Below are 12301 nucleotides of genomic sequence, written 5' to 3' on the forward strand. Positions count from 1 at the left end.
GCCGAGCAGGCCGGCGGCCTGGCCGGCGTGGTCACCGCCGCCGGCATGGACGTGCCCGGCCGGCTGGCCGACCTCGACGGCGCCGCCTGGGACCGGATCGTCGGGGTCAACCTGCTCGGCACCGCCGCGGTGGTCCGGGCGGCCGTGCCGTACCTGGAACGCGGGCACGGCACGGTGGTGACCGTGGCGTCCACGCTGGGCGTCAAGGCGGTCAGCGACGCGACCGCGTACTGCGCGGCGAAGTTCGGGGTGGTCGGCTTCACCCGGGCGCTCGCCGCCGAGCTGGCCGGCACGGTCGGCGTGACCCTGCTGATCCCGGGCGGGATGCGCACCGCCTTCTTCGACGACCGGGACGAGAAGTACAAGCCTGGCCCGGACGCCATCCTCAACGACCCGGCGGACACCGCCGAGGCGGTCCTGTTCGCGCTCTCCCAGCCGCCCGGCTGCGCCGTACGCGAGCTGGTGGTCTGCGCCGAGCAGGAGTCCTCGTACCCGTGATCCTCGTGCTCCGGGCGCTCGGCGTCGGCGACCTCGCGACTGCGGTTCCGGCGCTGCGTGCGCTGCGCGCCGCGTACCCGGGCGAGGAGCTGGCGCTGGTCGCGCCGCGCTGGCTGGCCCCGCTGGTCGACCTCGTCGGCGGGGTGGACCGGCTGGTCGAGGCGGACGGGCTGGGCCACCTCGGGTGGCCCGGCCCCCCGCCCCGCCTGGCGGTCAACCTGCACGGCCGGGGCCCGCAGTCGCACCGGGTGCTGGCCGCCACCCAGCCGGGTCGGCTGTACGCCTTCGCCAACGCCGAGGCCGGGCACCTCGACGGGCCGCCGTGGCGGGCCGACGAGCACGAGGTGGACCGCTGGTGCCGGCTGCTGGCCTGGTACGGCGTTCCGGCCGACCGGGCCGACCTGGCGCTGCGCCGGCCCGGTGCGGGCGGGCTGCCGACCGGGGTGAGCATCGTGCACCCGGGCGCGAAGGCCGGCCCGCGCCGCTGGCCGCCGGAGCGGTTCGCGGCGGTGGCCCGGGGCCTGGCCGGGCGCGGCCACCGGGTGGTGGTGACCGGGAACCCGGGCGAGCGGGGCATCGCCGACGAGGTGGCCCGCCGGGCCGGCCTGCCGGCCGACGCGGTGCTGGCCGGGGCCACCGGCCTCGGTGAGCTGGCCGCGCTGGTCGCCCACGCCCGGCTGGTGCTGGCCGGCGATACCGGCATCGGTCACCTGGCCACCGCCTACGCCACCCCGTCGGTGCTGCTCTTCGGCCCGGTCCCGCCGGCGCACTGGGGACCGCCGCCGGACCGGCCGTGGCACCAGGCGCTCTGGGTGGGTCACCGGCCGTCCGGCGACGGCACGGGCGCGCACCCCGCCCTGGCCGAGCTGGACGTGCCGACCGTGCTGGGCGCGGTGAACCGGGTGGAGCGGGCCACGCTCTGCCGGCCGGGCGTGCCGCGCCAGGCCGCGCCGGTCGTTTCCGCCGCCGGCTGAGCCACCCTTTCCTACCCGCCGGTAGCCTCGCGCCGTACGCTGGGCCGGTGAGCGCGGAGTACACCCAGGAGTTCGTGGACGTCGACGGGGCGCGGATCGGCGTCCAGATCTACCCGGAGCCGGCCGGGCCGCCCGGCGCGCCGGTGGTGCTGATCTGGCCAGCGATGGGCGTCCGGGCCCGCTGGTACCGGCCGTTCGCCGCCGCGCTGCGCGAGGCCGGGCTCGCCGTGATCGTGGCCGACCTGCGCGGCACCGGCGAGAGCACGCCCGCCCCCGCCCGCACCTGCCGGTACGGCTACGCGGAACTGGCCGCCGACGTCGGCGCGGTGCTCGACGCGCTCAAGCCGCGGCTGGACGGGCGGACCCGGGTGCTGCTCGGGCACTCCCTCGGCGGGCAGGTCGCGGTGCTGCACCAGGCCCTGCACGACGCCGAGCGGGTGGACGGGCTGGCCCTGGTGGCGGTCGGCCTCCCGTGGTGGCGCGGCTACCCGGGGCGGCGCGGCTGGGGCGTGCTGCCGTACACCCAGGGGATCGCGGCGGTGGCCCGAGTGCTCGGCGTCTGGCCGGGCTGGGGGTTCGGCGGCCGGCAGGCGCGCGGGGTGATCCGCGACTGGGCGTACACCGCGCGGACCGGCCGGTTCCCGGTGCTCGACGGGGTCGACGCCGAGGCGGCGGTGGCCCGGATGGCCACCCCGGTCCTGGCGGTGAGCGTGGACGACGACCAGTACACCCCGCACGAGACGCTGGACCACCTGTGCGGCAAGCTCGCCGCCGCGCCGGTGACCCGGCACCGCTACACCGTCGCCGAGGCGGGCGGCCCGCTGGACCACTTCACCTGGGTCCGCGCCGCCGCCCCGCTGGCCGCCCGGGTCGCCGCGTTCGCCGCCGGCCTGCCGCACCGCTGAGGCTTGGCCGCGGAGATCGGGCGCGTAGTCCGCCGCAACGCGGGTATGCGGCACCGCCCGAACACGGTGGAGGGGGATCAGATGTCCGAACGGCACACGGCGTTGCGCTCCATGCACGATCTGGGCCTGGCGGCCTGGTTCGGCGGCTCACTGATGGGGGCGCTCGGCGTCAACGGGGCGGCGGCCCAGCTCGAGGACTCGACGCAGCGCCTGCCGGTGGCCTCGGCGGGCTGGGCGCGGTGGACCCCGGTCAACGCGGCGGCCATCGGCACCCACCTGGCCGGCGCGGTCGGCGAGATGGTCACCGAGAGCCCGCGGGTCGCCGCCCAGGCCGGGGTGGCCCGGATGAGCGCGGTGAAGACCGCGCTGACCGTGGGCGCGTTGGCGGTGACCGGCTACAGCCGGCTGCTCGGCATGAGGCTGGCGAAGGCGGGCGGACCGCCCGTCGAGGGGGCCACCGAACCGAGCTACCAGACCCCGGCGAACGTCGCCTCCTGTCAGCGGCAGATGAAGCTGCTCCAGTGGGCGATCCCGGCGCTGACCGGCGCGCTGGTGGTGGTGACCGCGTACATGAGCGAGCAGCAGCGGCCGGGCCAGGTGTTCCGGGGGCTGCTCGGCCGGGCGGGCGGGCTGATGTCCAAGCCGAAGACGGTCGGCAAGGTGGCCGCCATCGCCACGCCCGGGCCGAAGACGATCGGCAAGCTCGCCGCGTTTGCCACGCCGGGACCGAAGGCGATCGGTTCGATCGCCGCGATGGGCGTGGCCAAGCGACGGCTGATGACGGCCGGCCGGTGACCCGCCGGGTGGCCGGCGACTCACATCGGGGTGGGCCGCCGGCCACGCGGCGTACCCGGGGGCGGGGTCCGGACGGCGCGGCATGACCGGGCGGCCGGCGGGCAATCAGCGCGGACGGGAAGCCAAGCCAGGTGAGGTGGGCCATGAGCAGCAAGAAGCGACCGGGTACGGGCGACGGGAGCGGGCCGCAGGCGGCCGCCCCGTGGGGCACCACCGACGGCTTCGACGCCGACCCGCCGTGGGGCGCGGGCGAGGACGCGCCCATGGACGAGGGCAGCGAGGAGAACGCGGTGCCGGAGGGGCGCCGCGGGGAGCGCCGCGCGGCGGGCGCCGGGCCGGACGGCCCGAAGGCCGGCCGGCACGGACTCGGCTCGGTCGAGCCCACCCGCTACCCGGAGGCCGGACCGGGCGCGCCGCCGGATCCGGCGCCGTCGGCGCGTACCTTCCCGGACGACAGCGCCGGTGGGGACCTGCCGGACAACGCGCTGGAGGAGGCCACCGGAATGCACCCCGAGGGGTTCCGCCGGCGCGGCTGACCACGGATCACCGGCCGGGTCGGGCGCCGGCCGGGTGGCCGGTGGGCACCACGCCGAGCAGCTCGGCGAGCCGGGCCGCGTCCCGCGGGGCCTGGTCGTCGCAGCAGTTGTTCATCAGCACGTGCAGCTCGGCGCACTGGTCGGCCAGCTCGTGCAGCAGCACGGACCAGCGGCGCAGCTCCTCCGCACCGTAGGCGTACCGGAATTTCTCCTGTTTGTCGCCGCTCTCCCAGGCGGTGCTGTGCCCGTGGAAGCGGACCACCGCGAGGTCGGTGGTGGCGACCAGGATCGGCGGCACCGACGAGACGTGCCCCTGTGGCATGTCCACGCACACGTAGCCGAGCCCGTGCTCGCCGAGGAACGTCACCGTGTCGGCCATCGCGTCGTCGGCGAACCAGGAGGAGTGCCGCAGCTCGACGCCGACCCGGAAGGGCCGGCACCGCCGGGCCGCGGCCAGGATCCGCCGCTTGGCCGCGTCGCCCCGGGCCAGCCAGGGCGGGAACTGGAGCAGCACCGCGCCGAGCCGGTCGGCCGCCGCGATCGGCGCCAGCGCCGCGTGGAACCGGTCCCAGAGCTCGTCGTTCGCCCCGGCGGACAGATCCCGCCAGCGGATCCGGCTCGCGCCGCCGGCCGGTCGCAGTTCCCGGGGCAGCGCGGCGACCGGCGTGTGGTGGCCGGTGAAGAGGCGGAACGCCTTGACGTCGAAGGTGAACCCGGGCGGGGTTGCCGCCACCCAGCCCTCGGCGGTCTCCGGCAGCGGGATGGCGTAGTACGACGTGTCCACCTCGACCAGGCCGAACCGCTGCGCGTAGCAGCCGAGGCGACCGGCGGGGGTGTTGACGGCGCGGGGGTACCAGCCGGAACGGACCAGCCCCTGGTCGGCCCAGGAGGACGTGCCCACCTTGATGACACCCATGTAATTCAGTGCACCCCGACGTGGCCGGATCGGCAACCGGGGTGGCCCGGTGTGGAGGCCGACGCGCTGGTCGGCACCCTCGACCTGGACGCCGCGCAACCGCTACCGGTCGCGCCGTGGTTCGAGCCGGGAGCCAGCTGGTCGGTACGCCGGTGCTGCTGCACGTGATCGCGGAGACCGCGCAGCACGCCGGTCACGCCGACATCCTTCGCGAATCGATCGACGGGGCCAAGACGATGGGCTGAATCCCGGGCAGTGATGGATCTCACAATCTGAGATGCGCTTCGGGCGGGGTCCGGATGTGACGTCACGACCGGTGGCGGCGCTGAGGGACACGAGATGAACGCACACCGTATGGACCAGGAGACCGTCGAGCGCCTGCTCGTCGGTCCCGTCGCCCACGCGCCGGACGGTCCGGAGGTGCTCGTCCAGCTCCTCGCCGCCGTCCGCGCCGCCCCCCGACCGCACGAGCTGAGCGGTGAGGCGGCTGCCCTCCAGGCGTTCCGCCTGGCGCGAGCCGGATCGGCGCCGGTGCTGGCCGCCCGTCCCGGCCGACGGTTCCTGGCCGGCCTGCTCGGTGCCAAGGTCGCCCTGGCCGCGCTGGTCGCGGCCGCCACCGGCGGCGTGGCGCTGGCCGCCGTCACCGGCACGATGCCCGGCCCGTTGGGTCGCGACCCGGCCACCACGCCGGGCACCAGCACCACGAGCGGCCCCGCCCCCACGTCCGGCCCCAGCGCCTCCGGAACCCCGGGCGCGAACCGGACCGACGCGCCGGGCGGCACGCCCGCCCTGGCCGGGCTCTGCATTGCCTACCGGAGCGAGCCGGACGAGAGCCGGCGCCAGGCGCTGGAGTCCCCGCGCTTCGCGGAGCTGGTCACGGCAGCGGGTGGTCGGGAGAAGGTCGCCAGCTACTGCAACCGGCTGCTGGACAGGCCGGGCAAGCCGAGCGGGTCCACCGGCGGCGAGACGAAGCGACCGGACGCCGAGCCGAGCGGCCGGGTCACCGGCAAACCGGAGCGCACCCCCGCCCCAGCGGTCACCGTCACGCCGACCTCGCAACCGTCCGGTCCGGCGGGTCCGGCCGGGAACCAGCCCGCCTCGATCGGCCCGACCCGGCACTGAGATCGGCCCGACCCGGCACCGAGCGGTGCCGGACCGGCCTCGGCCGTGCCGACCCGGGCGGGTCGGCACGGCCGAGGCGTCGACGGTCAGAACGTGGCCACGTTCAGCAGCTTCTCCTGGATGCCGTCCGGGTCGCCGGCCGGCCAGCTGTAGTTGGTCGTACCGGCCGCCTGGAGGGCCGACTTGACCGCGCTCGGCGTGGCCGTCGGGTGGGTCGCCTTGTAGAGCGCGGCGCCACCGGCGACGTGCGGGCTGGCCATCGAGGTACCGGAGATGGTGTTGTAGGCGCCGCCCTTCCAGGTCGAGTAGATGCAGACACCCGGAGCCATCAGGTCGACGTCGGCGCCGTAGTTGGAGAAGTCGGCGATGGTGTCGTCGACGTCGGTGCGGCAGGTGGGCGCCGCGCCGCCGCCCGGCAGACCGTTGAAGTCGGCCAGCGCGGAAACGGTGATGACCTCGTCGTACGCGGCCGGCACGTGGTTGGCCGCGTTGTCGGTCTCGTTGCCGGCGGCCACGACGTAGGTCACGCCGGCCGCGACCGACTTGCAGATCGCCTCGTGCATCGCGTCCTTGTTGCTGCCGCAGGCGCTGTCGGAACCGGAGCCGCCGAGGCTCATGTTGGCGACCTCGATCTCGCTGGCGTGCGCCGTCACGTAGTCGATGCCGCAGATGATGTCGGAGAAGGTCCCACTGCCGGCGTTGTTGAGCACCCGGACCGGCCAGACCCGGGCGCCCGGGGCCATACCGACCGCGCCGATGCCGTTGTCCAGCGCGCCGATGGTGCCCGCTACGTGCGAGCCGTGGCCGTTGCCGTCGTTGGCGCTGTTGCCGGTGGAGCAGTTCTTCGCGCCGGCGGTGTAGACGTTGAGGTCGGGGTGGGTCAGGTCGATGCCGGTGTCGATGACGGCGACGTCGACGTTCACCCGCTCATCCGCGCCGTCGATCTTCGCGGTCGGGCTCAGTTCCGCGTCGGCCCGGTTGATGCCGGTCGGCGTGGTCTGGGCGTCGGCCGTCGCCACCCTGTCGGGCTGGACGAAGAGCACCCGCGAGTCGCGGGCGATGCGAGCCGCGGCGGTGGCGCTCATCCGGGCCGAGTAGCCACGCAGGGCGTGCTCGTAGACGTGGCCCACGGTGGCGCCGGTCGCCCGAGCCTGCTCGGCGGCGACCGACGACGAGTTCGCGTCGGCGCGGAGTACGACGATGTAGCCGGTCTGCACCTCGGCCCGTGGGGCGGCGGTGGCGCCGGTGGCCGAGGCGGCGACGACGATGCCGGTGAGCATCGCGACGCCCAGTGTCTTGCGCATGCGGTTCCTCTCCACGTGCGATCGGGCCGGTCGGCCCGGATCGAGGCTGGCGCAGCCGGCAACCCGTGGACCAGAGCCGCCGGCCATTTGTTATTGGAAATATATCAATTTGTGGGAAAAGCCGCACAACGACTGACCCGGCGTCGGAAACGCCAGGTCGGAGGAACGCGCATGCGGCTCCTGTCGGGTTATCGCCGGCGGCCGGTGCGGTGTTTCACCCGCCCCCTTGGCGGTACGACGGCGGCCGGTTACCGTCGAGCCACGCACAGCGGAAGGGCGTCGTTGACCTCGATGGACACACCGGATCCCGACCTCGTCCGGCGGGCCGTGGCCGGTGACTCCGTGGCGGTGGCGCGGGTGCTCGGCCAGATCAGGCCGATCGTGGTGCGCTACAGCCTGGCCCGGCTAGGACACGTCGGCGCCGGCGGGGCCACGGCCGAGGACGTCGCCCAGGAGGTCTGCCTCGCGGTGCTGCGCGCGCTGCCCCGCTTCACCGACCAGGGCCGCCCGTTCCTCGCATTCGTGTACGGCATCGCCGCCCGCAAGGTGGCCGACGCCTGCCGGGCCGCCGGCCGCGACCGCACGGAGAGCGTCGCCGAGCTGCCCGACACCGTCGACCCCGATCCCGGCCCGGAGCCTCGGGCGGTCATCGCCGACCTCGGCGCCCGCCTCTCCGGACTGCTCGCCCAGTTGCCCGCGACCCACCGCGAGATCCTGGTGCTCCGCCTGGGCGTCGGCATGACGGCCGACGAGGTCGGTACGGTGCTCGGTATGACCGCTGGGGCCGTACGGCTGGCGCAGCACCGGGCGTTGACCCGGCTGCGCGCCCTCGCCGGTGACTCCGTGGCGGGGGTGCTTCGGTGAACCGCGCCGGCGCCGGGCCGGAGCCCGAGGACCCGGTGCTGCGCGACGACGCGCTGCTCGACGCGCTCCGCCGCGGCGCGCCACCGCCGCCCGAGGACCCGGTGGCCGCCCTGCTGGCCGGCTGGCACACCGCGATCGAGACCCGCGCCGCCCGGGTGGAGGCCGCCGCCGCCCGGCCGGCACCGCCCGAGCCGCGGCCGGCCGCCGCGACGGGACGGCCCGATGTGGACGACGGCACCGACCGGACGGACCACGGGTCCACCGGGCCGGCGGCCGGTCTCCGACGGGCGCGGCCCGGTGCCGGACGGACCGCCCGCCGACGGGCGCGGATGCTGTCCGGAGCCGCCCTCACCGTCGTCGCGATGACCGGCGGTGTCTGGCTGGGCGCGGCCCGGGCCGAGCCGGACGGGCTGCTCTGGCCGGTCACCGAACTGGTCTGGACGGAACGGGCCGAGTCCCTGGTCACCGAACGCGAGATCGACCAACTGCTGGAGCAGGCACGGCGCGACCTGGGCGCCGGCCGGTACGCCGAGGCCCGCGCCGACCTGGAGCGGGCCGCCACCCTCCTCGCCCACCTCAGCGACGACCGGCGCGCCGGCCGGTTGCGGACCGACCTCGACGACCTGCGGGGCCGCCTGCCGGCGGCCGCCGGGCCGGCGAGCCCCACCCCACCGGCGCCCCTGCCGGGTGCCCCGCTGGCGCCCCCGTCGGCCGGGCAGCCGGTGAGCGATCCGACAGCGGTGACCCCGTCGGCGGTGGTGCTGCCCGACGACGGAGCCGGGCCGGCGCGGCCGGCGTCGCCGGCCGCGCCCGACCAACCGAGCCACCCCGCCCCGCCCGCGACCGCCCCTGCCGTGGCCACGCCCGTCACCCAGGCCAGCCAGCCGGCGGACGACCCGGGCGGCGGCACCGGCCGACCGGCGGGCCAGCCGGGCGTATCCGCCACCGACGCGGGCCCGCCGACGGACATCCCGGCCACGGAAGGCGGTCGACCGGCGCGGAGCACGCCCACCTCCCCTGGAGCTGGCGCGGCGGCCGCCACGAAGACACCGGACCGGGCCGCGCCGGCCCGACCGGCAGCCGGGCCCGGCGAGGCACCCGCCGCCGTACCGGCTGCTAACTTGCCCCGGTGACTCCGCGGCGTCGACGACTGGCGATCCCTTTCCGGCTGGCCATCGTGCTCAGCGTGGTGGCCGGCATCGTGCTCACCGCCCTCGGCCCGGCCACGGTGACCGGCCTGTTGCCCTACTTCACCATCCAGAGCAACGTGGCGGTCGGCGCCTTCGCCGGGTACGCCGCCTGGCGGGCCTGGCAGGGCCGGCCGGAGCCGCGGTCGGCGCTCAAGGGGGCGGTGACGCTCTACATCACCATCACCGGCACGGTCTACCACCTGGTGCTGGCCAACCCGGCCAGCCCGTTCGCCATGATCCAGCCGCACCGGGAGCTGGGCGAGTGGTGGGGCAACCAGTTCCTGCACACCGTCGTACCGCTGCTCGCGGTCGCCGACTGGGCGCTGTTCGACGGGCGCGGCCGGCTCCGCCTCCGGTACGCCGCCTGGTGGCTGGCGTTCCCGCTGGCGTACCTCGGGTTCGCCCTGGTGCGCGGCCTGATCGTGCACCGCTACCCGTACCCGTTCATCGACGCCGGCGAGCTGGGCTACACCGGGGTCGCGCTCTCCTCGGTCGTCTTCGCGTTCGCGTTCTGGCTGCTCGGACTCCTCTTCGTCGGCATCGACAAGGGCCTGGCCCGGCGTACCCGGGCGGTGCCGGCGCCCGCCGGCGCGGCGGAACCCGAGCAGCCCCGGGCCGCAGCCCGATGATCCGGTGCCGGCCTACCAGACGCCGGCGCCGGGCTGCTGATCCGGCTCCGGGCCGACCCGGCGGTGGGGGCGGCGCCGGTCGGCGGGCCGCTCCCGGCCGTAGGCGTCGGCCCGGCCCCAGCGGCCCGGCACGTCCAGCAGCTCGATCTGGCCGTACCCCTCCGGGATCGTTGGGTCCACCGCCAGGTTGCCGTCGCAGGGGCGCAGCCCGAGCATGGTGGCGAGCAGCATGAGCAGCCCGCCGGAGGCCCACGACTGCGGCCGGCCGGCGGCCGGGAGCTGGACCGGGTACTTGGTCACGTCGCGGGAGTAGCCGGCGATCACCTCGGGCACCGAGCCGCCGAGCGTCTCCATCACGGCGAACATGCCGGCGGCGATCCGGGCCGCCTCGGCGTGGTGCCCGTAGCGGCGCAGGCCGGCCGCGATCAGCGCGTTGTCCGGCGGCCAGACCGCGCCCAGGTGCGCGCCGACCGGATTGTACGGCCGCTGGCCGGCGGCGTAGGTGCGCACTCCCCAGCCGGAGAACAGGTCCGGCCCGGACAGGTGCGCCGCGAGGGCGTCCGCCCGCTCCGGCTCGACGATGCCGGTGAAGAGCAGGTGGCCGAGGCTGGAGGTGAGCGCGTCGACCGGTTCCCCGTCGGGGGTCAGCGCGAACGCGTAGTAGCCGCGGTCGGGCAGCCAGAAGTCACGGTTGAACCGCTCGCGCAGCCGCGCCGCGTCGGCCTCCAGCCGGTCGGCGTACGTCGGGTTGTCCCAGAACTCGCGGGCCAGCCGGGCGCCCCGGAGCTTCGCGTCGTACGCGTACCCCTGGAGTTCACTGGTGGCCCGGGGGAAGGCGGGCTGGCGGCCGTGCCGGTCCACGACGGCCTCCGGCGAGTTGCGCCAGGTCTGGTTGGCCACCCCGTTCACCGTGTTGCGCGGCTGGTAGCGCAGATAGCCGTCGCCGCACAGGTCGCCGTACTCGTCGATCCAGTCCAGCGCCATCCGGGCCGGGTGGCGCAACTGCCGGACCAGTTGGGCGTCGCCGGTCCAGCGCTCGTACTCGTCGAGCAGGACCACGAAGAGCGGGGTGGTGTCGACGGCGCCGTAGTAGACCGCGGTGGGCTGCTCGCCGAACGCGGCCGCCTCGCCGTAGCGCAGTTCGGCGAGGATCTTCCCCGGCTCCTCGTCGTGGTAGTCGTCGAGCTGGCCGCCTTGCAGCAGCGCGAGCAGGCGCAGCGTCGGCGGGGTCAGTTCGGGGGTGAACGGCAGGGTCTGCAGGCAGGTGATCATGGCGTCCCGGCCGTAGAGCGCCATCGCCCAGGGCAGACCGCCCACCGGCACCCGTTCGCGGTACGACAGCGGCATGTACCGCAGCGCGGCCAGGTCGGTCAGCGCCTGGGTGTACGCCGACTCCAGGAACTCGCGCTCCGCGACGAGTTGCGGGGCGTGGTCGAACCACCGGGCCAGGTCCTCTCGCATGTCCCGGCGGACCTGCCGCCGGTGGGCGGTCAGGCTGGCCCGCAGGTCCTGGCCGCCGGCCCCGTGGATGATCATGGCGACGTGCAGGTCGGTGTGCCACTCGCCGTTCGGCGCGACCCGGATCCGGAAGGTCATCCCGTGCTGGTCGACCTCCACCGGCTCGGTGCTGGTGACGACGGCCTCCCGGACGAACCGTTCCCGCTGGTAGCAGAGCCGCAGTTGGCGGCGGGCCGGATCAGCGGTGATGGCCGTCCGGCGGGGCACGGGACGACTGATCTCGGCGGTGTCGGCGAAGTCGCTGCCGATCTCCATCCGTACGGTGAACTCGGCCGGTTCGGCCGAGTGGTTGAGCACGGTGATCCGCTCGTTGAAGCTGTCGTTGATGGACCGGTGGCGGATCACCGACACGTCGGCGTCCACGTAGTGGCTGGCGGTGCCGGGGACCAGCACGAACCGGGTCTCGAAGGAGGCCAGCTCGTCCCGGGACAGGGCGTGCAGCCGCTCCCCGCCGACGGTGAGCACCCAGCGGGACACGAACCGGGTGTCAAAGGACCACAGGCCGATCGGGGCGTACGGGTCGATCTCCATGTCGCCCTGCGTGTCGCCCATGGCGAAGGAGTTGCCGGCAAGGATGTGGAGCAGTTCGTGCTTCATCGACCGCCCCCTCCGCAGCTCACGACGCGGGGGTGCTGAGCCGCCGCCGGGCCCGGGAAGAGCCGGCGCAGGGCCAGCAGCAGCCGCAGGTTGCCCTGCACCGTGAGGTCGTTGCGCAGCAGCGCCGCCGCCGGGTGCAGGCGCCCCTCGCTGAGCCGGTCGAAGACCTCCCGGTCGGCGCGGACCACCAGCTCGGCGTCGTCCGAGGAACGGGTGACCCGGACCTCCTGCCCGTCGATGGTCAGATACCAGTGCTGGGTCCGCCCGTCGTCGCGCAGGTCGAGCCGGAGGCTGCCGGCCGTGTTCTCCGGCAGGTCAGGGTGCCAACCGGCCACCCGCGTCTCCAGGTGCTCCACCGCCGAGCTGCGCATGGGTCCTCCCGTCTCCGGTCGTCCCCACAGGGTTCCCCGGCGGCAGGGTGAGTCCAACTCACCCGATCCAGGTGAGGGCAGG

General features: G+C 75.4%; 14 protein-coding genes. 10 read left to right on the forward strand and 4 right to left on the reverse strand.

The features are described from left to right. The 5 genes from ONA70_RS02895 to ONA70_RS02915 form a co-directional block, all read left to right on the forward strand. Window positions 1–498, forward strand: a 498-nt coding sequence (locus tag ONA70_RS02895) for an SDR family oxidoreductase (protein WP_265004740.1), incomplete at its 5' end; no start/stop codon positions are given. After that, window positions 495–1472: a glycosyltransferase family 9 protein gene (locus ONA70_RS02900; protein WP_265004741.1), complete on the forward strand. Its 978-nt coding sequence runs from the start codon at window positions 495–497 to the stop codon at window positions 1470–1472. The genes ONA70_RS02895 and ONA70_RS02900, both read left to right, overlap by 4 nt. 47 nt (window positions 1473–1519) lie before the next feature. Continuing rightward, complete coding sequence (locus ONA70_RS02905) at window positions 1520–2377, forward strand: alpha/beta hydrolase family protein (protein ID WP_265004742.1); 858 nt, start codon at window positions 1520–1522, stop codon at window positions 2375–2377. An 81-nt stretch (window positions 2378–2458) separates the two neighbouring features. Next, the gene (locus tag ONA70_RS02910) at window positions 2459–3172 is read left to right on the forward strand and encodes a hypothetical protein (RefSeq protein WP_265004743.1); all 714 of its coding nucleotides are present in this window, start codon (window positions 2459–2461) and stop codon (window positions 3170–3172) included. A gap of 143 nt (window positions 3173–3315) precedes the next feature. After that, window positions 3316–3708, forward strand: a complete 393-nt coding sequence (locus ONA70_RS02915) for a hypothetical protein (RefSeq protein WP_265004744.1) — start codon at window positions 3316–3318, stop codon at window positions 3706–3708. Between the two features lie 7 nt (window positions 3709–3715). On the opposite strand, the gene ONA70_RS02920 is transcribed toward ONA70_RS02915, so the two are convergent. Continuing rightward, the gene (locus tag ONA70_RS02920) at window positions 3716–4624 is read right to left on the reverse strand and encodes a DUF72 domain-containing protein (RefSeq protein WP_265004745.1); all 909 of its coding nucleotides are present in this window, start codon (window positions 4622–4624) and stop codon (window positions 3716–3718) included. 116 nt (window positions 4625–4740) lie between these two features. On the opposite strand from ONA70_RS02920, the gene ONA70_RS02925 reads away from it, so the two are divergent. Beyond that, window positions 4741–4869 (forward strand): mycothiol transferase, encoded by a 129-nt coding sequence (locus ONA70_RS02925; RefSeq protein ID WP_406601135.1) that lies wholly within the window; start codon window positions 4741–4743, stop codon window positions 4867–4869. Window positions 4870–4963: 94 nt separating this feature from the next. Next, the gene (locus ONA70_RS02930; RefSeq protein ID WP_265004746.1) at window positions 4964–5746 is read left to right on the forward strand and encodes a hypothetical protein; all 783 of its coding nucleotides are present in this window, start codon (window positions 4964–4966) and stop codon (window positions 5744–5746) included. Between the two features lie 86 nt (window positions 5747–5832). On the opposite strand, the gene ONA70_RS02935 is transcribed toward ONA70_RS02930, so the two are convergent. Next, on the reverse strand, window positions 5833–7050 hold the full coding sequence (locus ONA70_RS02935) for a S8 family peptidase (protein ID WP_265004747.1): 1218 nt from the start codon (window positions 7048–7050) through the stop codon (window positions 5833–5835). 291 nt (window positions 7051–7341) lie between these two features. Here ONA70_RS02935 and shbA point away from each other — a divergent pair, with 291 nt between their 5' ends. The 3 genes from shbA to ONA70_RS02950 are packed head-to-tail and all read left to right on the forward strand — an operon-like array spanning window position 7342 to window position 9733. Next, window positions 7342–7914, forward strand: a complete 573-nt coding sequence (gene shbA, locus ONA70_RS02940; RefSeq protein ID WP_265004748.1) for an RNA polymerase sigma factor ShbA — start codon at window positions 7342–7344, stop codon at window positions 7912–7914. Next, the gene (locus ONA70_RS02945; protein ID WP_265004749.1) at window positions 7911–9047 is read left to right on the forward strand and encodes a hypothetical protein; all 1137 of its coding nucleotides are present in this window, start codon (window positions 7911–7913) and stop codon (window positions 9045–9047) included. The genes shbA and ONA70_RS02945 overlap by 4 nt, the downstream gene beginning before the upstream one ends. Then, window positions 9044–9733, forward strand: a complete 690-nt coding sequence (locus ONA70_RS02950; RefSeq protein ID WP_265004750.1) for a Pr6Pr family membrane protein — start codon at window positions 9044–9046, stop codon at window positions 9731–9733. The genes ONA70_RS02945 and ONA70_RS02950 overlap by 4 nt, the downstream gene beginning before the upstream one ends. A gap of 12 nt (window positions 9734–9745) precedes the next feature. Here ONA70_RS02950 and ONA70_RS02955 read toward each other — a convergent pair whose 3' ends face one another. Continuing rightward, complete coding sequence (locus ONA70_RS02955) at window positions 9746–11848, reverse strand: amylo-alpha-1,6-glucosidase (RefSeq protein ID WP_265004751.1); 2103 nt, start codon at window positions 11846–11848, stop codon at window positions 9746–9748. After that, window positions 11845–12219 carry an SCP2 sterol-binding domain-containing protein gene (locus tag ONA70_RS02960; protein ID WP_265004752.1) on the reverse strand — a complete coding sequence of 125 codons (375 nt, stop codon included), beginning with the start codon at window positions 12217–12219 and terminating at the stop codon, window positions 11845–11847. The genes ONA70_RS02955 and ONA70_RS02960 overlap by 4 nt, the downstream gene beginning before the upstream one ends. Window positions 12220–12301: the final 82 nt, after the last annotated feature.

The organism is Micromonospora yasonensis (genome assembly GCF_026013475.1).
Classification (GTDB): Bacteria; Actinomycetota; Actinomycetes; order Mycobacteriales; family Micromonosporaceae; genus Micromonospora; species Micromonospora yasonensis.

Excerpts from the sequence above, each read along its gene's own strand:
- ONA70_RS02910 (WP_265004743.1), top strand. The coding sequence starts at position 2,459 with ATGTCCGAACGGCACACGGCGTTGCGCTCCATGCACGATCTGGGCCTG.
- ONA70_RS02915 (WP_265004744.1), top strand. The coding sequence starts at position 3,316 with ATGAGCAGCAAGAAGCGACCGGGTACGGGCGACGGGAGCGGGCCGCAG.
- ONA70_RS02920 (WP_265004745.1), bottom strand. The coding sequence starts at position 4,624 with ATGGGTGTCATCAAGGTGGGCACGTCCTCCTGGGCCGACCAGGGGCTG.
- ONA70_RS02930 (WP_265004746.1), top strand. The coding sequence starts at position 4,964 with ATGAACGCACACCGTATGGACCAGGAGACCGTCGAGCGCCTGCTCGTC.
- ONA70_RS02935 (WP_265004747.1), bottom strand. The coding sequence starts at position 7,050 with ATGCGCAAGACACTGGGCGTCGCGATGCTCACCGGCATCGTCGTCGCC.
- shbA (WP_265004748.1), top strand. The coding sequence starts at position 7,342 with ATGGACACACCGGATCCCGACCTCGTCCGGCGGGCCGTGGCCGGTGAC.
- ONA70_RS02955 (WP_265004751.1), bottom strand. The coding sequence starts at position 11,848 with ATGAAGCACGAACTGCTCCACATCCTTGCCGGCAACTCCTTCGCCATG.
- ONA70_RS02960 (WP_265004752.1), bottom strand. The coding sequence starts at position 12,219 with ATGCGCAGCTCGGCGGTGGAGCACCTGGAGACGCGGGTGGCCGGTTGG.